Genomic DNA, 25,016 nt, shown 5'->3' with positions numbered 1-25,016 from the left:
ATTTTTACTTCATGCTGGCAAAATCATAAAAATTTTCTTTTGATTTTACTATTTATTTTTAAATAGCTTTCTGCTGAAAATTCTAGTGTGAATTAGTTAACATTTTTAATTACATATTTAATTATATTGAGGGATAGTAAATCATAGGATATTTTTTAACAAAATATTATTTTCTCACTTATTAGAAAATTGTACGCAGAACAATCATATTATCTTGATAAAAAAAGGACTATCAATTAGTATGCATCACGATTAAAACTAAGGTATTGATATTCCATACTGTTGAATAACATATGTAAAATCAATCAAATGAACTGAAGGAATAACAGTTATATTAGCAAGCAAATATACTTTAGCTTGTGCGGTAGCTATTATTTTTTCTAGCCATCAAGCAGTATCTATTATAAACAAATCATACAAATACAATCTTGGTATATACCCTATGGATTTCAAGATGCATCGCGACGGCAAGGGAGTGAATCCCTGGGAGCATAGATAACTATGTGACCGGGGTGAGCGAGTGCAGCCAACAAAGAGGCAACTTGAAAGATGACGGGTATAAAAGGATAATATATGGAACTTGAACAGCAAGTATTATCGATAGTCAACAAAATTGCCAGAAAAAATATTGAGTTAGATGATGAACTTTTGAAGCAAAATTTAATAGATTCAATTACTACAGTCGATCTCATCCTGGCATTACAAGAGGAATTCGATTGCTACATATCAGCAACTGATGCTGAATCTATTCTCGAAACCCCTGAGTCAATTATCCACTATTTAAACAACTTAAAATGATGTTAAAAAAGATATCCATTAATATCGCGGCGTTATTATTCGCAGCAATTATTTTTTCATCTATTATATTATTTATTAATAATTTCACTTCGAAAATAGTAGAATACAAATATATTAAAGACGATAATAAATCGAATAATTATATACCTACGATTACAGATCAACACAATGCTATTGATTTCTCAAAAGAAAAATCACTTGAATATGGATTTAAAAATAATCATGTCATTTTATTTGGATCTTCTGAATTAACAAATAGAGCGCATCAATTCATTCCATATAATTTCTTAACAAAAAATTTAAATATTCCCACAATAGGTATTGGTAAAGCACATTTTGAATTATTAGCAATTTACGGTTATTTATCAGCTTATCAAGAATATTTAAATAAAGATAGCAGAATAGCCATTATTCTGTCGCCAGGATGGTTTGAAAAAACAGACTTGTTACCACAAGCATACTATTCTCACTTTCCATCCTATATCGCAAATAAACTCGCAAATGATGAAAATGCAAAAAATATATTTTCTAGCTATCTCAATGAAAACAAAGATAACTTTGAAAATTTAAACGCTACCCAATTAAAGTTGATTCATAAAGACAATATAATAGTGTCATCAGTTGCAAATGTTTTAAACTATATAGCAGAGGCAAGAATAAACATCAAAAATATAATAACCGACAATCATAAAATTAAAGCTGACAATATTTATGTCCTTCATAAAGATCCTTTAATGAAAAAACAATTTAAAATTGCCAATACCGAAGTTCAATGGCTAGATCTAGCTAATGATGCTAAAAATATTGAACTTAACAATATGAGCAAGGAGACGCAATGGGTAAATAAAAAATACTATGAAAAATATGTAAAAGATAAAAAAAGTAAAAAAGCATTTCCTAATGGCATCAATTACAGTAAAGAAATGAACGCCTTTGACAATATATTGAATTTATTAGCGAAATATAATGTCGATGCTCTGTTTATTATGCAGCCATTAAACCCTTATGTATACACAGATACAAACGATTTTAAACCCGTTGAAAATATTATATCAGAGAAAATAAAATCTCATGGTATGGGATATTTAAATCTTATTGAAGAGCAATATCAGCCAGGAGTATTAACGGATATTATGCATATGGGGGAATATGGTTGGTTATTAACTGATAAAGCTATTGTGGAACATTTTGCGAAATGAAATATTTTATAAAGGCTTTTTTATTATATCTTTTTCTAATGCTTACCTTATTTTATCATTCTGATTCTATCGTCAATGGTAGCAGTGAAGTTAAAGTAAAATATGAATATCAGAAATTTTAGAATAGAAAAGGCATAAAAAGACATGTTTGCAAATTTTAATTTTTTCATTTATCTATTTTCAGCCTCAATTGTTTTTTCTTTATTTTTTCTATTTTTTAATAAAAAAATAAATCCTAAAATTGCATTAAGTGTACTTTCTATTATTTGCTGGTGTATTATTTTTAGATATAAAATTTATATACCTATAGCATTATCTGTTTATTTCTATTTAATAACTTTAATTTTCAAAAAGAATATAATTAATAAATTAGTATCTTCTCTGCTAATAATTTCACCTTTATTTTTAGTTAAATTAAATTTGGAATTTAGTCATCTACTCAGTGTTATCGGTTTATCCTTTTTTACATTTAGGGCTATTGATGTCATTTTATTCTCTAGCAAGCAACAGAAAATAGTAATTTATGAATATTTTGCTTATTTATTCTTACCATTAGTTTGGCTGGCTGGCCCTATGTATAGATGGAACAGCTTCAAACGTGATTTACTTGAATTACAAGTGCCAGTCTCTTTAGAAAAATGGTTTGCCGGTGCTGGACAAATATTATATGGTGTAGTTCAGAAATTTTTATTCGCCGCCATTATCTATAACGTATTTTTATCTGACTATATTAATAAAGACACTATTGAATCATACTTAGTAGTTGCTATAAGTTATAGTTTTTACTTATATTTTGACTTTGCAGGTTATACCAATATGGCTTGTGGAGCCGGCAAGCTATTTGGAATAAACTTACCTATTAATTTTCATTATCCAATTTTAGCCAAAAATCCACAGGACTTTTGGCGTAGATTTCATATTAGTTTATCTGAATGGTTAAGAGACGTCATCTTTATGCCATTATATAAGATGCTAATGGAAAAAGACTTTTTCAAACATCATAGACTTTTTGCCCAGAATATCAGTATTTTTATCACATTATTTTGTATGGGTATTTGGAATGGACTAGAACTTAATTACATTATAAGTGGTGCTTTATTTGGTTCTTACTCAGTAATGCATAACTGCTTAATTAATTACACCAGAGATAAAGAAAATATCGCTAATATCCTAAATACAAAGATCATCTCTTTCTTTGGCAGACTGACAACGTTAACTTTAATTTGTTTTTCTTTATATATATTTAGTGGATACAGTTTTATAAAATGAAATATCTTGACGAATATAGCGAATCAAATTTTGATTTATTAATCAACGATAAAATAATATCGCCTTCTCATCCAAACAATCCCGCCATAGTGGGTTCAGATCAAGTCATATATTGGCGTGATTTATATCATGAGATTAAAAAATGGCATTCCAAATATTTAGAATTAAATTTAAATCGCAACACCCCTTTGATCTTATACGGACACAAAGAAGCTAATTTTTTAGTTTCAATTTATGCATGTATAACCTATAAGATCCCATTTATTCCAATCGATATAATTTATCCAATACAACGCTTATTAGAAATTGCATCACTATCCAACACTCCTTATTACTACGATGTGATTAACAATCAATTCAAAACAACAAACGTTGATTATATTGAGTTTGATGAAGATAATGTTGCCTATATCATGTTCACATCCGGTAGCACAGGAAAACCTAAAGGCGTAGTCATTGGACGTGAAAGCGTTTATGATCTTATGCGATGGATGTACAATGATTTCAAGCTTGGTGAAAAACCTGTTTTCATGAATCAAGCGCTATTTAATTTTGATTTATCCATGTATGAAACATTTGGCACATTGGTATACGGTGGTACATGTATTTGCATTTCTCAAGAAACAACGACTGATTCTGAAAAATTCTATCAAATTTTAAATCATTATCAGCCAACGGTATGGGTTTCCACACCCTCTTTTTCCTATAAGCAATTGCTATCGCAAAATTTTAATTATTCCTTTTTAAAAAATCTAAAACATTTCCTATTTTGTGGTGAAATTCTAAGTAAAAACCTCGTTAAACATTTAAGGAAAAGATTTCCATCTGCCATTATCTATAACACTTATGGTCCTACAGAAGCTACTGTAGCAACAACATTAATTGAAATTAATGATCAATATCTCCATTCTGATATGGAATTATTGCCAATTGGAGAGTCAAGATCAGGTTCTACTCTAACATTAGAAAACGACGAAATTGTCATCTCTGGCTCTCATGTTATGAGAAAATATATTGGAGCCAAAACGGAAGATAATAATAGATTGACCATTGATCAACATGGAACGAGAAGTTTCCGAACTGGAGATATCGGCAAATTAATTGACAATATCTGGTATTGCTTTGGTAGGAAAGATAACCAAATAAAACTAAATGGCTATCGCATTGAGCTACATGAAATTGAAGAAAGGCTGATGAACCTTCCGATTGTCGATAGTGCTGTCGTTTTACCATTAAAAAAAGAAGATGGCTCTATTGTACGTTTGGTTGCTTTTTGTAAATTCAATACAATCCTTGATAAGGAAAATTTAGTTAACCTGCTTAAAAACAGTTTACCTTCTTATATGATACCTAGTGAATTCATCAATATTGATAATTTTCCAATTACAAATAACAGTAAAGTTGATACAAAATCTTTACTGTCAATATATAATAATAATGAATGTGAAATTATAAAATAATTAACGGAAATCCGAAAATAGAAAGAAAAATAAGGTATAAACAACCTATAAAGAAAGAAATAATTTTAAATATATATGCTCAGTAAAAATAGGTTCACCATAGAAAATATATCAATAATCAAGAGATATTAACTATGACAGGTGATCAGCTCAGTATTCTCATCCCCCACTGATCACCTGTTGCCCAACATTAAAAGAAGACTTTCTATAATTTAGATACTATTAGTCGTTCGCAATGTTGACCATAATGCTTTCATGGCCTTTCCTCTGGGGAAAGCAATATATTCCGGTTCAATTAACGACGGACGCCAACTCATTTTATATTGACGTTGAGAAGCAGCAGGATAAACAATGCCACCTTTTGATGACAACCATTTGGCAACTTTATAAAAGATTGCCGAGTCATTGAAGTATCCTTCCTCGCCGAACTCCACCAAAGGCGTGAAGCCCAAATGAAGGTAGGAAACTACGCCCTCTTTCAGGAAGTCATTAATCGCGGTTTCATTAATAAATTGCATAGTGCCGTCGGGTATATCCGGTTTTTTTCGAGATAGATTATGAAACCATCCCGATGTCTCCCCCCAAGTGTAGCTATAAACAATATATGCCTGAATTTGTTCTCCCTGTGTTGCAATATAGACTCTGTGCTGGCCTGAACTCACTTCCACCGTATTGAAATCAATCACCAATTTTTTCAGGGCCTTCGCGTGTTTTTCTTTCAGCCAAAGCTGATTAATATGTTCTAGTTGTGGTTTAAATCGATAATATTCCTCTTGCGAGCAGATCTCTCGAATGGAAACCCCCGCTCTTCTGGATTTACTGATTTTATTTCTAAGCTGCTGAAACCGTTTGCCTTTCATATCATATCCATCAAGGCTCAATGAATAACTCGCGCCAAGCTGGTTCACAGAAAAACCATTATTTTTCAACAACACAAAATCGCTCTCATCACCGTGCAGAAAAACCGGGAAAGCCCGCTTTTCTCTGGTGAAGTTGAGAAAAGAGTGCAAAAGTGCAGCTCGTTCTTCGCCAGGAGCCAAAATACCGCCTACACACATATGCAGATTTTTGTCCTGAAAGAAACCAATAGCCCCCTTTTGATTAGTAAACCAATATGTTTCACTATTGAACAACAGGCTACTCAACGGGTGCTTTGCATAGCAAAGCACTTTTCTAAGATGACTGTTGCCAAGAACATCTTGAGCGTTCCCGGTAGCAATAATCTGGGGAGCATCAAGCAACATGCTCATAACGCTCACCTTGATTATTTCGGGAATACTGGACAGGGATGAACCCATGCTTCCTCGCAATATCCCGAATCGCCAATGCATCATTATAATCAATAGATTTACCGATGCTTTGATGAACACTTACCCCTTCAAGCGCTACAGCGATAGTTTCTGATAAACAGGCGAGATTTACCCCCGCAGGTACATCGATCACGTTGCAATCGCTATAAGCCACTTTCTCAGGCTGATAGACCAATCCCCCCTCGTAAATTTGACGGTTGCCATCACGAATGAAATCGAAAGGTCTGGCCGCATCAAAAACGATGGCAGAATCTTTTAAGTAATGTGTATTCAAGAAAGGCTTACCTTCACTCGTTGCCGAAACAATAAAATCAGCCTGACTCAAAGAATGTTCATAACTCTCTATCGCTTCCAAACCAAAGGTACCAACAACTTCAAGAACTTGCTGATGTAATATTTGTGCATCTGTCACCCCCGGATTTTGTTTAACAAGCCATTTTCTCATCTTATCCATGACCGAATCTGGCTGGATAACATCATGAGTCCTTAACACTGCGGAGAGAAGCGCCTTGGTCAGTTCAGAGAGCAATACGCGTGCTTTATTGGGGCGGCTAACCAAGATAATCCGGCCAAAGTTATGAGCTAAACCAATGACTGAAAGCCTGCCTACGGAGCCTCTGGCGCCCACTACCGCCAATGTTTGCCGGGATGCATTCTCAGTCAACATTGAGCGTATCCCCTCAATCACCGCCACCGCCGTCAGAGAGTTGCCATTAGTCAATATCCGACCCTGCCGATTATTCACCAAGCTATTACCACCATTAGTAATAACCGAGGTATAAGCACCTAAGCCAACAATTTCAGCGCCATTTTTCTCTGCCACATCAAGATATTCCTTCATCAATACCACCCGTTCTTTCGCCGACAATGCCATCATATCTTCGGGACTGATGGGGGAGAAAAGGAGCATGCCATTGGCATATGCCGTTGAACTCTCGACACCAAACTCAACCGCGATATCCGGATTAAAATCAATCGAGGAAACCTGCGTGATCCAATTACCGAGCTGTTTCTGCTGCTCCAGCGTGTAATTCTCCTTTATTGACAAGCAATAAGAATGAGCGAGCTCATTGACCGAAGTGGTATGAATCAAGAAAGCGAATTTCTTACCCTCAATCAATCCAGGGATAGGCGCTTTAATCTGGGCCAAGTTGTTATTTTTTGAAATGGGATAACTCACCGAAGCGGGTGGAAGCTCCGCAACCGGTATGTCTATCAAGTGTGAAAAAAGAATGTCATATCGTCCATTCTCAACCAGTTGACATATCTCATCAAAAGCCGTGAAAAACGTCTTAATATCCTCTTTGGAAACGTTAAGCGGTGGCTCAAAACGTACAGAACAAGGACGAGACATTAACGGCATGGTGAAAAGACCATAATGTTTCAACAAGAAACTACAAATGATATAAGCCAGGCCCCCGCTTCTTTGACTGAAATTGATAAATATGTTGGAAGCCGCTTTGCTGTCCTGTATTTCAAGACCACGCATCAACCCAGCCCCTTGCCAGTAAAAATGCTCCGGGTGTTTAGCAGACAATTGTTCAAGACATTCATCAACATAACGGCTGACTTCTTGAATATGGGTTAACGCCTTACCATCATCTTTAGTCAGATGCTCGATAACAGCAATCCCCATCGTTGCGGCTAGAACGTTATTGGCAAAAGTGGAGCTATGTTTCCTGTCGAACTCGGATAAATAAAGCTCATCTGAATACAACATCGCACCAATCGGCGAGATACCTGCCCCCAGCGCTTTAGAAAACAGGATAACATCCGGTTTCAAAGCATAGAGCGTGGCCGCGCAAAATGCCCCGAGCCTACCGATACCCGTCTGAACTTCGTCAAATACTGACAATGTGCCATTGTCTTTACACAGTGCCAAAATACTGGACAACGTATCTGGTGGAATCACTTTCATTCCACCTTCTCCTTGCACCGGTTCAATGATAAATGCAGCAAATTCCCGGCTCTCCAGCTTTCTTTTTATTTCATTTAAATCTTCGCTATCAACCTGCTCATATAATTTATCATCGTAAATGAAATCGGCTTTAAATCGATTTGATCCCGTAGCGGATAATGCCGAATAGGTTTTTCCGTGAAAACTGCGATGCAAGCTCAGAATACGCTTTCTGCCAGTAAACAGACGGGTAAATTTAATCGCAGCTTCTACTGTTTCAGCACCACTGTTAGTAAAAGTACAGTGGGTATATTTTTCCTTATCTATTTGCTCTGCAAGCATTTCAGCCAATAGCCGTACCTTTTTGTGAATATTGGGCTGAAAGAAGATAGGCTCTTTATCTTTAGTGAATCTGTCAATTTCAGCGATAGCGAAATCAGGATTATGTCCAAATGGCAGAGCACCATATTGAGCCAAAAAATCCTTAACAACCCGGCCATCCGATAATGTAAGCTGGTTATCTTGAGCAGACTTGATATCCAATTCAAGGCCCACAGAATTCAATAAACTCTCACGATATTGATTAACAAACATAGTTTTCTCTCTTTTTTTAGGTGCACAAAGTCATGCTGTAAACAGCATGGGAAAATCCTTGAGTGATAAATAGGTGATTCTAGAAGTAATTAAGTTTGCTGCATGATCTGGTTAATCATTTGGAATTCTCCTATCGGATGAAATTTAAATAACTGTACTGCCAAATAGAAATTCATAATTTCCGGTGTTGTCATTACCTTAATCCCACCGCAACATCGGAATATGAAACTGGCAGTCTCCTCAAGGATCTTTTCCAAGGTATAACGTAACGCGAGAATCTTATGGACGGCATTTTCATCCTGGCTAGCATAAAAGGCAATAATCATCATCTGACCGAGAATAACATTAATCTTATAATCAGCTTGGGTCAGGGTATATTTAATTGGTTGCTGTTCTACTACTTTCTCAGGAATAAAACGAGTCAGCCCATCAAGAATTCCAGAATAAGTATTTGCGGCAAAATAATTAAATAGTGATAAACCGCAGGAAAGCAGCATCTGTTGTTCAATCCCTTTATAATGAGAAAGTCGTTGAGGTGATACTTCGGCATCCAAGAATTTGATTTCTTGATTATCACTTTCAGCCAAAATTGCCAACTTCCAAAAGGGAATAACCTTAACATTCTGCACCGATTTAGAAATCATCACGATTCTCATCTCATTGTTATTATCGGTATCGCAGACGGATAACACATAATAATCAGCAATCGAAGATAAGGAACAAGGTTTCTTCGAACCATTAACAAGCAGTTTTCCCTCTTTAGAATGCATTTTAAGTGACGGTGTAAAAATATCCGTTCCAGGCAGGCCCTCTGCAAAAGCAGAAGCAACCAGCGCTTTTGATGCCATAACGCCATTCAATAATATGTTGCTGTCTTCGAATATGTCAGGAAATTTACTGCAAGCCAGTACAATATGATTATGCATTGTTAAGGCAATACCAACAGCGGGAAGCCATGCAGAGGCTTCACGGATAGTATTACCGACTTGATGAAGCCCATCCATATTGGATTGAGCCATCAAACGTAGGCATTGTGAAGCGGCTTCAGAACCCAATAACAATCTTTTCAATCTATCTGGTGTCAAATGTTGGTATTTCCCGCTATTCTTCCTGAGTTCTTCAACAATATTTGTCATTTTTAATTCTCCTTAACCTATTCAAACAACCTGCTGAATAAGGCCAATATCTACACTAAGCCCATGTATTTAAGGCGTGACTGCTGCATCTGTTCAACCAAGGAATGAGATAGCTCAAGACGAGATTCCACCGTAGAATCGGACAACAACATTCCAGGCACTAATTCATAACCTTCAATCAAGCGCAAGTGGTGCTGCATACCCCGTTGATAGAACATTTCACGCTCCACAAACAAGTCATCAACAGATACCTGGTTCCATAACGCCAGCCCTTCTTCTATACACTCAAGAGCCGATTGCTTTAGAGAACTATCATTTTCGAGTGCCATCTTGACGATATTTGCACACACTGTCAGATGTCTTAATTCATCAGCATTGGCTCTGGCCTGTGTCTCGGCGGCGACAATATCAAAAGGGCGCCACTTGATTTCGCTGAGCTCTGACGTTGGCGCAAGCACGCCTTCCAGAACAACAGTAATGATTAACACGCCTGCAATGTAGTCATTTTTCAACACCACCCACTCATCGAAATAAGTTCTCAATGTTTCCAACATATTAGTCATTTTTCCTCGTAAGAGGCTTTCCATTTTTCCGGCCACATTGTCGATATCCGCAAAGCCTATTCTGACCAGATGTTCTCTGAATAATTTAGCATGTCTACCTTCATCAAATATCTGAGTCAGCATATAATCAAAGTTGATATTGTCAGGAGCCTTATCTGCAAGTAACAATAATGCTTTCGTTGCTTCATATTCCGAAATCGATTTAAAAGAAAGTTCCCTGATCAGAGACTCCCGTAAATCACCCGGCAAATAGGTTAATTTAGGATCATTGGCATAATGGGTTCTTTTTCTTTGTTCAACATTTATCTGTTCAGTGAACCATTCATCCAAGCCCCAATCTTTTGCCCGCATTTCTACTTCCGATGCCTGTTTAATTAAATTCATAATATAAATGCCTCCCCAAATAAGTTATCTCTCTATAATGATTTACTTCAATGAACAGTGGGCTGCTTAAATATATTAATAGATAACTTAGGAAAATTTCCCAGTACACCTCGATCCAGGCAGATATGAACAAACAGTGCAATAACGCTGTAATTGTCCTTAAAGAACCAGATCCAGAGCAAACTAATCACACTGAGTGTGAATAAATTATGGCAAATATTATAAAAGGTATAAAAAGCAGCAGGAGGAATTTCTTTTTTATTCAGTAAACTCCAGATCCGCCCTGGGTAGTAGCCAATAATATCAATCAGAAAAAATAACAAAATAAATTGCCACCAATTTATATAACTTTCAAGCTGCCAGGTCAGAAATAAACTGATAAAGAACAATCCTAGAAATTCCCAACGCAGAATTTTCAATGTATTAATCATCGCTATTCTCCATTATTTCTCTTTTCATGATTGCAATAATGTCTCCTGGCTGTTTAATCCAGGCACTGTGAGGATTACCTTTGAGAGACAAAGTTATTTCCCTAACTTCTGCATTAGGTATAAGACTTGCTAATACCTGAGTAGACTTTAACGGAGCCCAATTATCTCCTTTAAAACAGATATAAATAGCCTTGGATAAATTTTTATTCTCCTTCCCCTTATAAGCACGGACATGATCATAATTTCCCGTACAAGCAGTTTTGGACCAGTCCCGCATTAACCCCTTAGCTTCTCTTATGCCAAAACCAATCTTTTTCCCAGGGAGATAACCATATAACGCAGTCAGAATGTTAAAAATAATAGCTGCTGTTATTATCTGTACCCTCCCCATTCCCTGCCAATTCTTATACCATACGTTCCCGGTTGCCACACAAAACAGAGAAAATGACCTGTCAGTTGATCTGGCAAAGAGCGTCGCAATATGTCCTCCAAGACTGTGACCAAAGACAATAGGAATTTTATGTCTATTTAATTCAACAGCCTTGTCTAACATTGCCGGAAGATAATCCTGCAACAGATCGGAATAGTTATAGTCATTTTTTCGACTTGGTTTAGGTTGATTGTCTCCATAACCTGGCATATCAGCAGTGACAACCTGAAACCCCTCTTTTACCAGTTGTTGTATTAAAGCGTCATATTTCCTGATTTCCACACCAATAGCAGGTAACAATATAACAACTCTGCCATTACTATCTCCCTGATAAACTTTATAATTACAGAGAAAATTGCCAGCCACTTTAAAATGATTACCATTAATATTATTTTTCATATCTATATGCTCCCAATAACTACATCACGCTCCGGTGACTGGCATTGGCGATAAATCCGCCAAAAAAGTTTTATTTTCAATGCGATAAGTGTCAAATGCTTGTCCATATCGCCGGGTTATTAGTGATTTTCTAATTTTTTATTAACCAATATAAAAGCCCCTTATACTTTCTTAGTAACAGGCTATAGATAAAGCAAGGAACATATATTATTTTATAAATTATTTGCTGGAAAAATTATTTTACACATTAGAAAAATTTAGTTTCAAATGTAAATCATACCATTTAAATATTAATAAATAATTTATAAACCAATAATAAAATATCAATTTTAAATGTATTGAATTTACATGAAACAATATTGATAGAAAGCTATAACCACATAAAACAACAAACAGTTAATAGTAATAAGAGATAATCTTAGTTTAAATAACACATAAAAAAAATGAAATTTATTCATGAATCAATTTGAAAATATATTCAAAAAATTATTTACCAACATTATTTTCACAAATCTATTTATATTACTTCCTTAGATACTTTACATGGCAAAATTATTAATACCAATGAATTATATCATTACCACTATTTAGTTTATGAAATTAACCAGCCATTCTGCTCTCTTACTCTATGACTGGTTTTATATTAACTTTAATTATAACGACTAATTTTATAGAATTAAGTTATTCGCTTCCAAAGACTGGCTATACCAAATCCCAAAATAAGCATTGGCAGAATAGCGAGCGCACTCCCCACTACAGGAGCATGTAATCCGACAGAAACAAGGTATATAATTGGAGCATAGAGAATACATGTAATGTAAGTACAGATAATTAATAAAATCAACGCAACGCTAAATTTATTGAACTCCCTCAACATCAAATCCGTTAATAAAAACAGCAAAACAGGTAATGTAATAAGATAAGATGCTGTGGGTACAACTAATGCTGCGACAAGGCTAAATAATCCAGCAAGTATCCTTAAAATGCTCTGGATATTTGATACAGTTCGGCGTGAAGATGAAAACCATATATTTCTTATCGCTAATGAGATAGAGAGTAAAAATGTTAAAATACCTGTAACGAAAGCGGAAAATATAGATATGATAATAAGCCCAATATAGGGCACAGGAAAGTAAACTGCATCTACACTTTCTTTAAACAAGTTAATCTCATCTTTTACCGCGAAATGCGCTCCCAAATCCCGAATCGTTCGCTGATATCGCCACAAAGTTCCAAGGTTAAGATTCTCAACTGTATCACTCATACGGTGGTAATGCTCATAACCCAAGATCGTAGCAAAATTCATCCCGGTAAACCCTCTATTCAGAAAGACACTAAAATCTGTGTTATTCTGCAACATTTGATACACGATGGGACTAAATGAAAAAGCTACTGGCTTATAAGCATTCCGATTCCATTCTGAAACAAGAGCAAGATTTTTTGCCGATGTCTCAAATAAGAGTGGCACGCCATTATTTCCCCGAGCATCAAAATTAAAAACAACATCTATTGGTTGAGTAGCGATCTCATTAATATTCTTAACAAAGTGATGCGCACCGAGTAATCCCAACTCTTCAGCATCAGAGAATAAGAATATAACGTTATTTTTTATATCCGTTCTTTTAGCAAGATCCCGCATTAATTGGAGTACCGAGGCGACGGCTATACCATTATCACTGGCTCCTGGCGCAGTTCTAACACTGTCATAATGTGAAACGAATAATAAAGTTCCTTCTGGCGAAGGAACCTCCAACTTTGCGATAAGATTCGTTCCAGTTAATTCTGATTGTTCCCCCACTTGTTTTGCAAAGTTGCCTGTATTTATCCTGGCAAACTCTTTATCAAAAGCTCGGCGTTGTTGACTATTGAAGTTTGAATACATTCTCTTCTGCCGAGAGGCCAAATCATCCGCCGTGTAATGAAATGTCTGTTCAGTGACGCTATATCCCATATCATTCATTTCGTTAATCAGGTAAGCCCGAACTAACGCTTGCTGTGTTGAAGCCGCAGGATGAGGTTCCGCAGCAATAACACCAAGCATTCTCATCACATTCTTGAATCCACTTTCTTTAAAATATTCAACAGGGACTTTATCAGGAAGTACCAAACCGATACCCTGAATAATCGCAACAATTAAAGTTGCCAAAAAACAGATAATCAAAAAAATGCGTTTCATTAAACTCTCCCATTCCGACAAAATAGTAACAAAATATTATTCTTGATATAATTAATAATATTTTCTCATATTTTTATAATTAAAATGAAAATATAGAAAATCAATCCAAATAACTCAGACTAATTTAAAACAATATAAAACATTATTTTTGACAATAACAGACGCTCTTTTGTAATTATATAATCAAAAAATAGTTAGATAAAAATCATATTTCCTATAAATTCATCAAGGTATTATTTACATATTCTTTTCAAGAAAATACCATTAATATAATGAGTCAATTCCTAAAAATATTTTATTATTCTACTCCACGAAGATTACCTAGATAACAGAAATTCCAGTTTATATCGTACTGAACCAATAATGTCAGTTACAGATAGGAAACCATTTCTATTTTAATAATATTGTGCATTTATAATGAATTAACTATCATAAACTACACCAGACCAAACTTAATCTGACATCCATTCTTGATAGCTGTTAGCTCAAGTCTGAGCTAGTACAACAGCTAAATGTAGTTTCGTACCACTCTTTAACAACTCTGCATGCCCGAATTTTGATGATTTTTGTTCTATATTGATATGGCTTGTTTAGTCTCACAATGTGACATCATTTTGGCACACATATTGACTTTTGTTAAAATCGATATTAAATTCATCAATGGAGGAAGCTTAGCATTTCACCAAATAATATGTTCCCCTAGCTCCGAATAAACAATGTAAGCGAGTAGTGGATATCTATAGTGAACTAATAACTAAAGAACTAATAACCGCAATGCGGTAGGAGTAAGGCTTATGGCCACGTTAGCAAATGAAAGAATCACCACAAGGGTGAGTTCAGAGACCAAAGAGTTACTCGAAAGAGCGTTATCATTATCAGGGTATGCAAGTTTGAATAGCTTTATTGCCAATGCTGCTGTAGCAGAGGCAAAAAGACTTATTGAACAAAATATGCGTATTCAATTGTGTCAAGAAGATGCATTGGCGTTTGTCCATGCATTGGAAAAACCAGTCAAGGTAAATGAACGTTTCCTTCGTGCTGCTCGTAGACATAAGGAAACAATAACAGATGAAGATAGAACGTTTAAATAAAAACAAACACGATAGAAGTAATTTTGATTGTGGTGAACCCGCGCTAAACAACTACTTGAAAGCAGTATCGGGACAGCATGATAAAAAGGACTTATCAAGAACATTCGTCCTTATAAGTAGTCAAAATGGATCTCAAATAAAGGGATACTATTCCCTGGCTCTATGCACGGTAGAACTAGACGAACTACCAGAAAAAATATCGAAAAAGTACCCTTCAACACTACATTGCGCACTTATTGGTCGACTGGCTGTAAATAAATCATTTCAACGCCAAGGATTTGGTGAAATCTTGCTTATAGATGCAATTCGAACAGCTATAGAGTCGTCAAAATCTATTCCCATCCCGATGATTATCGTCGATGCTAAGAACAACATAGCCAAAAAACTGTATATGAACGTAGGGTTTGAAGAATTTCCTCAGACAAAGAACAAACTATTCATACCTATGGCTGTTGCAATAGAAATGATAAAAAGAGTAGATGCGATGTAACATATCTCTGTATACCCTATGGATTTCAAGATGCATCGCGACGGCAAGAGAGTGAATCCCCGGGAGCATAGGTAACTATGTGACCGGGGTGAGCGAGTGCAGCCAACAAAGAGGCAACTTGAAAGATAACGGGTATATAAGTCAAAATTTGATCTAGTACACATAAACCCACGAAGCGATAAGAAATGCAAACCCGGAAAAGTAGCAATCAACAGGTAACTAAAGTATGCGATTACTGACCATTCGCCACTCCTGTACATCCGGCTCATATTTGCTAAAAGTCCCAAGCCAGCGTTACCTATACATAATGATTCTGGGCAAGATTTTGAAATTTCTTTAAATCTCAATGATAGGTGGCATTTTCCACACATCGGATGAGTGTTTTTCAGGTTTATCGTCCATAATGAGAAATGAAAATGAATTCCATCTTATTATTCAGAGGGTATTTCGATGAGCACTGCCGTTACCAGTAAAAAAACAAAAAAAACTAAGATTACGGCGAATAATGCTGTTGCTAATGGGCAAGTACAGTCATTAAGTCGCGGTCTGACTCTTTTGGAATATATTTCCGATTCACCCGGCGGTATCGCCCTGACTGATTTAGCCCAACAAGCCGGATTACCAAATTCTACCACTCACCGTCTTCTGACCACCTTGCAACAGCACGGTTTTGTCCGTCAGATTGGCGATTTAGGGCTGTGGGTTATCGGTTCACACACTTTTATTATCGGCAGCAGTTTCTTACAGAGCCGAAATTTATTGGCACTCATTCACCCGATCCTCCGCCGTTTGATGGAAGATTCCGGTGAAACCGTTAATTTGGCGATTCTTGATCACAGTGAATATGAAGCGGTTATTGTCGATCAAGTACAATGTAATGCGTTGATGAGAATGTCCGCCCCTATCGGCGGTAAGTTGCCTATGCATGCTTCCGGAGCGGGTAAAGCATTCCTTTCAACATTATCAGATAACCAACTGGTTCAATTACTGCATAAAAAAGGGCTACATTCTTATACGCAACATACCAAGACAACTCCTTCGGGTTTAAAAGAAAATCTGGAGCAGGCACGTAAACAAGGGTATTCGTTCGATGATGAAGAACATGCTTTAGGTCTGCGCTGTATTGCTGCCTGTATTTATGATGAGCATCATCAAGCCTTTGCCGCTATTTCTATTTCTGGCCCAGTCTCACGGATCACTGATGATCGCATCACTGAACTTGGTGCTTTAGTGATCCGGGCAGCAAAAGAGATCAGTAAAGAATATGGCGGGATTCGTTAATTCTTTTTCTTAAATTATCATATGATTCTCAGGGCATTGATTTTTTCGTGCCCTGTCTTTTCAGACCAATAAATTTAATTTACCATTCCGCTAAAAATATTAGCGGCAATATAATAGAATAGCAACAAAATTATTTAACTAGTTTAGACATAATATCAATAGAAAATGAGATAAAGAATCCGAAAATAATTATATTCCCGGACTCTTATATATAGGAGAATTAGTTAATAGAACACTAATCGATGAGTATCATCCTGATTAAATCGCTTTTGATAAATTCCAAGTGCCTGTTCCGTTACCTCGATTAGAAAGACGTGAAGTATATACATTATATAATGCACCAGCAGCAGTAGCATTGAAACAAGTATCAAGAAATCCTCCACGTACGCTATTATAACCATTCAGAAAACGGATAACATCACTTTCACGAACTTTACCATCATATCCATTGGTTGTATCTGAAAAAATGTACCATGTCAGGGTCTCAACCGGACGTGCTGCTTTATCCGATGTATAAATATTATAGAGTTCAGGTGATGGCGCATAACCATTAGTACCGAGATATCCCCCATTATTCTGGTAAAGATTGAAAAGAAACACGATATCACCACTGTAAATCTCTTCCCCTACGCCTTTTCCGCTCGCAGACAAAATTTGCCATGTACCCGTACCGGTACCCGGAGCACGAGTCGGCGAAGTAGCCGTGTATACGTTATATTTTGCGCCTTGCGCGGTTGCATAACCATTAGTATCCAGATAACCACCATTTCCAAGATAGTTATTTTTAATATGGATTTTATCACCGTATAAAATTACACTAGCCATTATTATATCCTTAAATACTTCCAAGAAGTTATATGTGTGTTATATGAGAATTTTCATGTATTTAATTTAGAGTCAAAAATATCAATTCTTTTTACAACCGCTAGCCGTGGCTAAAAATCCTTGATTCCCAAACTCTATAAAATTATAGAACCTCCACAAATAAGTGGATCTATTTTTATTTCTTAAAGAAATTATTAAATATATGCTTTTAACTCACATTCCAATTATGCCTTCCTAATAAGAAATATATTTCATATAGAATCCCAGGTTTATTTTTATTAGAAATATTCACATCCCACACAATAAAAACAAATAGGAATTAATTTATATTTAATTTAGAAAAATAATTTAATGAGGATAATAATATTAACTATTGGTGAAAATGGCGGTTACTGACAGCAATCGCCAATTCCCAATAAAATCAGGCTGAAACTTTGACAATAGAGTAAGTTTCTATTTCAGTACGTTGACTGAACCGCTGTTTGCGGCGATACGCAAACACATCTTCCACATGACCACTTCTAATCCGTTCCTGTAACGCCCGCCAATAGTCTGCTTTAAATAAATCACTATGCATCTCTTCAAAATAACAGCGAATACGACTGTCAGTGCAAAGAAAATGTCGGAATTCTTCAGGAAAAACATCATTTGGCGCCACGCTATACCACGGTTCACCGGCAAGCTCATCTTCTGGATAACGCGGTGGCGGTATGTCTCGAAAATTAACTTCTGTCATATAACAGATTTCATCATAGTCGTAGAACACTACTCGTCCATGCCGTGTCACACCAAAGTTTTTAAACAGCATATCTCCAGGGAAAATATTCGCTGCTGCAAGTTGTTTAATCGCATTACCGTACTCTTCGATGACATCTTTCAGCTTCTGCTCTTCCACCTGTTCCATATAGATATTCAGCGGTGTCATCCGCCGTTCCATATATAGATGTTTAATCAGGATTTTATCACCCAAATCTTCTAGCTTTTCTGGCACTTCTTTCTGCAACTCTGCCATTAGTTCAGGACTGATGCGGGCTTTATCAATAACGAAATTTTCAAACTCCTGTGTGTCGGCCATCCTCCCCACACGATCATGCTCCTTGACCAGACGGTAACACTCCTGTACCCGCTCCTGAGTCACCTCTTTCTGCGGCGCAAATCTATCTTTAATCACCTTGAAGACGCGATCAAATGAAGGCGAAGTAAACACTAACATCACCATCCCTTTAACACCGGGAGCAATTATAAGTTGCTCTTTGGAGAAGGTAATAAACGCTAGATATTCCCGATAATATTCTGTCTTACCATGCTTCTGGCAGCCGATTGCCATATAAAGTTCAGACGTTGATTTGGCAGGCAGAATTTCTCTCAACCATTCAACCAAAGCCGCAGGCAAAGGCGCATAAACCATAAAATAGGAACGGGCGAAACCAAATACAATGCTAGCATCAGCATAATCAGTCAGGCAGGTATCGATAAAGATCCCCCCAGATTCGTTATGATGGATCGGCAATAAGAAAGGATAAACTTGACCGCCCATGCGGATCTTACCGACTAACCAAGCCGCTTTGTTACGATAAAACAGTTCATTAGCTATCTGAAAAGTTGCCTGTAATAATTCTCCGACTGGAAATATCTGTTGTAGATAGTCTGTAATATAATAAATATCTCTTTCCAGATTTTCCCAAGGTAAACGCAGCGGCAGATCATTAAGAATTGTCCGTAACATTAACGCAAGATTATCATTAGGGAAAAAGTCACGCGATAATGGCCGAGGAATATCCCGAAATCTACGTGCAGGCTGTGAGGTAAAAATAAATAATTTATCCGGTGTCAAATTGCGATGCTCAAATAGACGGCAATAAACAGAATTAAAAAAACTCTCGGCAATTTCAAACCGGGGATAATCCGGTAATAAACCGGTATAAACAACCTTTACCTTGGTAATGTACTCTTCATCATATCCAAAAGCACCATGTATACATTTAAGCTGCTCAACCACCAGCCCAACATGATGATCATAAAGATTGATACGCTTTTTCATAGCTTTCTGTACAGCGTGCCAGTCGGCCTGTTCAAAGCGTTGTTGTGCGCCTGAAGTCACTTCCAGAAAGCGACCATATTGTGCATCGAATCCCTGTAAAATGGTTTGTGCTATCAAATGTGCTGAATCTATCTCCATCGCAACTCCTCAATATATTCAGCCTGCAATAAGCAGGCTGAATAGGATCAGAAATACAACAATCAGAACTGCTGCTCTTCTGTGGAACCTGTCAATGCGGTTACTGACGATGTTCCCCCTTGAATAATCGTTGTGACTTTATCGAAATAACCTGTGCCAACCTCCTGTTGATGAGAAGAGAAAGTATAACCACGGTTAATTGATTCAAACTCTCTTTCCTGTACTTTCTCCACATAATGTTTCATCCCTTCACCCTGCGCGTAAGCATGCGCCAAGTCGAACATGTTGAACCACATACTGTGGATACCCGCCAGAGTAATAAATTGGAATTTATAACCCATTGCTGACAGTTCATCCTGGAAACGCGCAATAGTCTTATCATCCAGATTCTTTTTCCAATTGAACGATGGAGAACAGTTGTAAGCTAACAATTTACCGGGATATTTAGCATGAATCGCCTCAGCAAAACGACGGGCTATTTCAATATCAGGTGTTGATGTTTCACACCATATCAAGTCAGCATACGGCGCATAAGCCAAACCGCGACTAATCGCTTGATCGATACCCGCTTTGGTGCGGAAGAACCCTTCAACAGTCCGTTCGTCAGTAATGAATTCACTGTCATAAGTGTCACTGTCAGAGGTTAACAGATCGGCTGCATCAGCATCGGTACGAGCAATCAACAGGGTAGGTACGCCAGAAACATCCGCCGCCAAACGCGCAGCAACCAATTTTTGAATCGCCTCTTGTGTCGGAACCAGAACTTTACCGCCCATATGACCACATTTTTTCACCGCTGCCAGTTGATCTTCAAAGTGAACAGCCGCAGCACCCGCTTCAATCATAGCTTTCATCAATTCAAAAGCATTCAGAACACCACCAAATCCTGCTTCCGCATCCGCCACAATTGGCAGAAAATAATCGATATATTCCTGATGATCAGTACCAATACCATTTGCCCACTGAATCTGATCTGCCCGGCGGAAACTGTTATTAATGCGTTTTACCACCGCCGGGACTGAATCCACCGGATACAGGGACTGATCAGGATACATACTGGATGCAGTGTTAGCATCAGCCGCAACCTGCCAACCAGAAAGATAAACCGCCTCAATACCCGCTTTTGCCTGCTGTAATGCCTGCCCACCCGTCAATGCACCTAATGAGTTGACATAGCCTTTCTTTGCCATGCCATGCAGCAATTCCCACAGTTTTTTAGCACCAAGCTGTGCCAATGTATGTTCTGGATTAACCGAACCACGTAATTTAACCACATCTTCCGCACTGTACGGACGGATAATTCCATTCCAACGGTCACTTTTCCATTCTTGTTCCAGCTGAGCGATTTGTTGAGTTCTGGAGATTGTCATAACTTCTACTTCCTATCTTTGTTAAATTAATCGGATATGGTGTTTTGTTATTATTCGTTGCTCAAACTTCTCTCAGTAGCCCTAATGGGATGGGCTCTAATCAAGCAATTGATATCCCGGCAACGTCAGGAAATCTATCAGCTCGTCCTGAGTTGTAATGCGCTCCATCAACTTGGCCGCATCGCTAAATCGCCCTTGACTGAAACGTGTTTCTCCAACTTCTTGCTTAATAACCTCCATTTCCTCTGCCAACATCTGCTTGAACAAACTTTTTGTCACTTTTTTACCGTTAAATAATGATTTTTCGTGATAAATCCATTGCCAAATGGATGTCCGGGAAATTTCGGCTGTCGCAGCATCTTCCATCAAACCATAAATAGGAACGCAGCCATTTCCTGAAATCCACGCTTCAATGTATTGAACCGCTACACGGATATTGGCCCGCATACCTTCTTCAGTACGATCGCCTGGGCAAGGTTCCAGTAATTGAGCTGCGGTAATCGGTGCATCTTCTTCACGGAAAATATCTAACTGGTTTTGCCGCTCTGCCAAGACCCTATCGAAAACTTCCATTACCGTGTCGGCAAGACCTGGGTGGGCAATCCATGTACCATCATGACCATTGCGTGCTTCCAGCTCTTTATCCGCCCGGACTTTATCTAGTACCCAATTGTTGCGTTCAATATCTTTACTGGGGATAAAAGCAGCCATTCCCCCCATCGCAAATGCTCCGCGCTTATGGCAGGTTTTGATCAGCAAACGGGAATAAGCACTGAGGAAAGGTTGATCCATTGTGACAGACTGACGATCAGGCAGAACCCGATCACTATGATTTTTCAGTGTCTTAATGTAGCTGAAAATATAATCCCAACGGCCACAATTAAGGCCGACGATATGATGCCGAAGATGATAAAGAATCTCATCCATCTGAAATACAGCCGGCAGAGTTTCAATCAATACTGTTGCTTTGATTGTGCCTCTCGGTAACTCAAAACGATCTTCTGCAAAACTGAATACATCACTCCACCACTGAGCTTCGTGGTAAGACTGAATCTTTGGCAAGTAGAAATAGGGGCCGCTCCCCTTTGCCAGCAATTGCTTATAGTTGTGGTAAAAATAGAGCGCAAAATCAAACAATCCACCGGCAATGGGCTCATTCTGATAGATAACATGTTTTTCCGGTAAATGAAGCCCTCTTACCCGTGCGATCAGAACAGCGGGATCTGATTGCAACTGGTACTGTTTACCCTGCTCATTAACGTAAGAAATTGTGCCATTAACCGCATCACTCAGGTTGATTTGCCCTTCAATCACCTTATCCCAAGCTGGCGCTAAGGAATCTTCGAAATCCGCCATGAAAACTTTTACATTAGCATTCAAAGCGTTGATAACCATTTTCCGTTCTACTGGTCCAGTGATTTCTACTCTACGATCACGGAGATCCGCTGGAATATTTTGAATTTCCCATTCACTTTCACGAATGGAACTGGTTTCCGAAATAAAATCAGGCAATTCACCATCATCAATTTTCTTCTGCCAAATATCCCGATCGACTAACAATTTTTTCCGTACATCAGTAAACCGAACAACCAGATCTTTCAGAAAATCTACCGCCTCAGGTATCAAAACCTCCTGCTCTGCTGCTCCAAATCGTTTAATAAACGATAATTCAGTCGCTAAAGTTTGCTGCGTCATTCATTCATCCTCATTTTAAACCACACCTGAATAAGAGTAATAGAAATTTAAAATAAATCAAAAACGATTTCCATTTTTTAAAAAATTTATTTTTATTCTATGAAAAACAATTAGTTATATTGCAAATTACCAATTTTAAATTAGAGAAATTAATTCCATAAATTATAAGATCATTTGGTTAAGTTTTTGTTATATAAGATAAACTACAAAAAGTGCGATATTTTGATAGGTGTTAATAACAGGAAAGTAGAAAAAATCAGAAGGGTTAAATGGCTGAATTTCAGCCATTTATAAAGATATTAATCCAATGTTGGATTCATGTAGGTAAGATCATATGGCGTGATCTGGTACACATAATAATTTAGCCAGTTGGAAAATAATAAATGCCCGTGACTACGCCATGATGCCAGTGGTTTTCTTTCTGGATTATTATCTGGAAAATAATTTATTGGGATCTTGGGTTCCAAACCTGCTGCCAAATCGCGTAAATATTCACTAGCCAACGTTCCAGCATCATATTCCGGGTGACCAGTAACAAATACCATGCGCTTATCTTTACTCGCCAGTAAATACACACCCGCCTCCTCAGAACTGCAAAGAATATCCAGATCAGTATGTTCACGAATAACCTGCTCAGGAAAATCTGCATAGCGAGAATGAGGCGCAAAAAAAGATTCATCAAAGCCGCGAGTCAATAATGCTAAAGGCTCCAAAGTAGAATGATAATAAACACCTGATAGTTTTACTTCTCTGGTAAGCTTCGGTAAGCCGTACAAAATATTCAAAGCGGCTTGCACAGCCCAACAAATAAATAAGGTAGAAGTGACATGTTCCTTTGCCCAACTAATTATTCTTTCAATCTGTTTCCAATATGCCACATCTTCGAATTCAACTAATCCCAATGGCGCTCCAGTGACAATTAAACCATCAAAGTTTTGGTGTTTTATCTGCTCGAAATCACAATAAAAGTTATTCAAATGTTCAGCAGGCGTATTCCTGCACTTTCGGTTATCTATTCTCAATAGCTGGATATCTACCTGTAAAGGCGTATTGGATAGTAATCTTAAAAATTGATTTTCAGTCTCAATTTTCTTTGGCATCAGGTTAAGCAGCAATACCTTTAGTGGACGTATATTTTGAATATTTGCACGAGTAGATGTCATCACGAACACATTCTCGTTTCGTAAAAAATTCACTGCGGGTAATTCATCCGGTATACAAATTGGCATGCTATAACCTCGATTTTTTATCCATTTACACGCTTAGACTTCTAGATAGCTAAATCTAACTAAGTATTAACAAAATGTCGAGGATTTACAAGTAAGCTGAAATTATTTCATTTTTGGTCTTACAACAATGTTCAACATGATAATAGTTAATAAATTTTCAGTATTTATAACAGAAAATACTTTAAATTATATTTTTTATATAAAAAAACAATAAGGTAAATTAAATTAAAAATGGAATGAAACATATTAAAAATCAATGATATTTTCAGTAGAAATGAGGAAAACCAAAACAAAAAGGCAAAATTATAAGAAGTCAAATTACAAGCTATCAATATTAAAAACAATACATTCTAAAAAAGCAACAAGACTAATTGATAAAATATTCTTATTATTAATATTGAGTTATAAGATTTATCTTCAATACTAGAATATGAACTTTTCTTATAATAAGAAGCTAATTTGAATCAGATGCTAATAATAAGAATGGAAAGAGAAAAAATAGGTAATTACACAATTCAAATTACAGACTCTAAAACAGATGGGTATTTTCATCCAAGCAGATCACCCAATAACATTCATCAAGATCATCTAATACCATCCAACGAGATCACCTAATAACATCGATGGAGATCACTTTTGTGCTCCAATGTTATTGGGTGAGCTCCATTAATGGGATTTTCTCCCTGCTCATAGGTTGTCTTTCACCTATCCTGAGGCTATTTCAACTGACCTCCAGGATGACTATGCCAACGCCGACTATCACTATGAGAAAACTGAAAGAGATACTCCGCCTGAAATACGGTGCTGAAC

General features: G+C 37.0%; 19 protein-coding genes. 7 read left to right on the top strand and 12 right to left on the bottom strand.

Going from position 1 to position 25,016, the window contains the following annotated elements; genetic code table 11:
• Nucleotides 1-573: 573 nt before the first annotated feature.
• The 4 genes from LG003_RS09765 to LG003_RS09750 all read left to right on the top strand — a co-directional run bounded on the left by LG003_RS09765 (nucleotide 574) and on the right by LG003_RS09750 (nucleotide 4,726).
• On the top strand, nucleotides 574-798 hold the full coding sequence (locus LG003_RS09765) for an acyl carrier protein (protein ID WP_262980624.1): 225 nt from the start codon (nucleotides 574-576) through the stop codon (nucleotides 796-798).
• The gene (locus LG003_RS09760; RefSeq protein ID WP_262980623.1) at nucleotides 795-1,997 is read left to right on the top strand and encodes a D-alanyl-lipoteichoic acid biosynthesis protein DltD; all 1,203 of its coding nucleotides are present in this window, start codon (nucleotides 795-797) and stop codon (nucleotides 1,995-1,997) included. Before LG003_RS09765 ends, LG003_RS09760 begins: the two co-directional genes overlap by 4 nt.
• A 144-nt stretch (nucleotides 1,998-2,141) precedes the next feature.
• Complete coding sequence (locus tag LG003_RS09755; protein WP_262980622.1) at nucleotides 2,142-3,266, top strand: MBOAT family O-acyltransferase; 1,125 nt, start codon at nucleotides 2,142-2,144, stop codon at nucleotides 3,264-3,266.
• A complete protein-coding gene (locus LG003_RS09750) occupies nucleotides 3,263-4,726 on the top strand; it encodes an AMP-binding protein (RefSeq protein WP_262980621.1) in 1,464 nt (487 codons plus the stop codon). Before LG003_RS09755 ends, LG003_RS09750 begins: the two co-directional genes overlap by 4 nt.
• Before the next feature lie 212 nt (nucleotides 4,727-4,938).
• On the opposite strand, the gene LG003_RS09745 is transcribed toward LG003_RS09750, so the two are convergent.
• The 7 genes from LG003_RS09745 to LG003_RS09715 all read right to left on the bottom strand — a co-directional run bounded on the left by LG003_RS09745 (nucleotide 4,939) and on the right by LG003_RS09715 (nucleotide 14,046).
• On the bottom strand, nucleotides 4,939-5,976 hold the full coding sequence (locus tag LG003_RS09745) for a DUF2156 domain-containing protein (protein ID WP_262980620.1): 1,038 nt from the start codon (nucleotides 5,974-5,976) through the stop codon (nucleotides 4,939-4,941).
• Entirely contained in the window at nucleotides 5,960-8,527 is a 2,568-nt protein-coding gene (locus LG003_RS09740) for an aminotransferase class III-fold pyridoxal phosphate-dependent enzyme (protein WP_262980619.1), read from the bottom strand. Before LG003_RS09740 ends, LG003_RS09745 begins: the two co-directional genes overlap by 17 nt.
• 89 nt (nucleotides 8,528-8,616) lie before the next feature.
• Nucleotides 8,617-9,663 (bottom strand): acyl-CoA dehydrogenase, encoded by a 1,047-nt coding sequence (locus LG003_RS09735; RefSeq protein ID WP_262980618.1) that lies wholly within the window; start codon nucleotides 9,661-9,663, stop codon nucleotides 8,617-8,619.
• Nucleotides 9,664-9,713: 50 nt separating this feature from the next.
• Nucleotides 9,714-10,610 carry a hypothetical protein gene (locus LG003_RS09730; protein ID WP_112877370.1) on the bottom strand — a complete coding sequence of 299 codons (897 nt, stop codon included), beginning with the start codon at nucleotides 10,608-10,610 and terminating at the stop codon, nucleotides 9,714-9,716.
• 47 nt (nucleotides 10,611-10,657) lie between these two features.
• Nucleotides 10,658-11,041 carry a hypothetical protein gene (locus LG003_RS09725; RefSeq protein WP_049583001.1) on the bottom strand — a complete coding sequence of 128 codons (384 nt, stop codon included), beginning with the start codon at nucleotides 11,039-11,041 and terminating at the stop codon, nucleotides 10,658-10,660.
• Entirely contained in the window at nucleotides 11,034-11,870 is an 837-nt protein-coding gene (locus LG003_RS09720) for an alpha/beta fold hydrolase (protein WP_262980617.1), read from the bottom strand. The genes LG003_RS09725 and LG003_RS09720 overlap by 8 nt, the downstream gene beginning before the upstream one ends.
• A gap of 676 nt (nucleotides 11,871-12,546) precedes the next feature.
• Nucleotides 12,547-14,046 (bottom strand): M28 family metallopeptidase, encoded by a 1,500-nt coding sequence (locus LG003_RS09715; RefSeq protein ID WP_262980616.1) that lies wholly within the window; start codon nucleotides 14,044-14,046, stop codon nucleotides 12,547-12,549.
• 794 nt (nucleotides 14,047-14,840) lie between these two features.
• On the opposite strand from LG003_RS09715, the gene LG003_RS09710 reads away from it, so the two are divergent.
• From LG003_RS09710 to iclR, 3 genes are all read left to right on the top strand, one after another.
• Entirely contained in the window at nucleotides 14,841-15,137 is a 297-nt protein-coding gene (locus LG003_RS09710) for a type II toxin-antitoxin system TacA family antitoxin (RefSeq protein WP_262980615.1), read from the top strand.
• Nucleotides 15,115-15,627: a GNAT family N-acetyltransferase gene (locus LG003_RS09705; protein WP_262980614.1), complete on the top strand. Its 513-nt coding sequence runs from the start codon at nucleotides 15,115-15,117 to the stop codon at nucleotides 15,625-15,627. The genes LG003_RS09710 and LG003_RS09705 overlap by 23 nt, the downstream gene beginning before the upstream one ends.
• Nucleotides 15,628-16,077: 450 nt before the next feature.
• The gene (gene iclR / locus LG003_RS09700) at nucleotides 16,078-16,908 is read left to right on the top strand and encodes a glyoxylate bypass operon transcriptional repressor IclR (RefSeq protein ID WP_112877360.1); all 831 of its coding nucleotides are present in this window, start codon (nucleotides 16,078-16,080) and stop codon (nucleotides 16,906-16,908) included.
• Between the two features lie 258 nt (nucleotides 16,909-17,166).
• Here iclR and LG003_RS09695 read toward each other — a convergent pair whose 3' ends face one another.
• From LG003_RS09695 to metA, 5 genes are all read right to left on the bottom strand, one after another.
• Complete coding sequence (locus tag LG003_RS09695) at nucleotides 17,167-17,733, bottom strand: hypothetical protein (protein WP_049583005.1); 567 nt, start codon at nucleotides 17,731-17,733, stop codon at nucleotides 17,167-17,169.
• Nucleotides 17,734-18,154: 421 nt separating this feature from the next.
• Nucleotides 18,155-19,912 carry a bifunctional isocitrate dehydrogenase kinase/phosphatase gene (gene aceK / locus LG003_RS09690; RefSeq protein WP_112877358.1) on the bottom strand — a complete coding sequence of 586 codons (1,758 nt, stop codon included), beginning with the start codon at nucleotides 19,910-19,912 and terminating at the stop codon, nucleotides 18,155-18,157.
• Nucleotides 19,913-19,974: 62 nt separating this feature from the next.
• Nucleotides 19,975-21,282: an isocitrate lyase gene (gene aceA / locus LG003_RS09685; RefSeq protein ID WP_262980613.1), complete on the bottom strand. Its 1,308-nt coding sequence runs from the start codon at nucleotides 21,280-21,282 to the stop codon at nucleotides 19,975-19,977.
• Nucleotides 21,283-21,378: 96 nt separating this feature from the next.
• Nucleotides 21,379-22,977, bottom strand: a complete 1,599-nt coding sequence (gene aceB / locus LG003_RS09680; protein WP_262980612.1) for a malate synthase A — start codon at nucleotides 22,975-22,977, stop codon at nucleotides 21,379-21,381.
• Between the two features lie 299 nt (nucleotides 22,978-23,276).
• Nucleotides 23,277-24,206, bottom strand: coding sequence for a homoserine O-acetyltransferase MetA (gene metA, locus LG003_RS09675; protein WP_112877353.1), 930 nt, complete (start codon nucleotides 24,204-24,206; stop codon nucleotides 23,277-23,279).
• Nucleotides 24,207-25,016 lie beyond the last annotated feature (810 nt).

The sequence above is a fragment of the Photorhabdus kleinii genome, from assembly GCF_025384885.1.
Classification (GTDB): domain Bacteria; phylum Pseudomonadota; class Gammaproteobacteria; order Enterobacterales; family Enterobacteriaceae; genus Photorhabdus; species Photorhabdus kayaii.
This window is presented reverse-complemented; position numbering and strand designations above follow the sequence as displayed.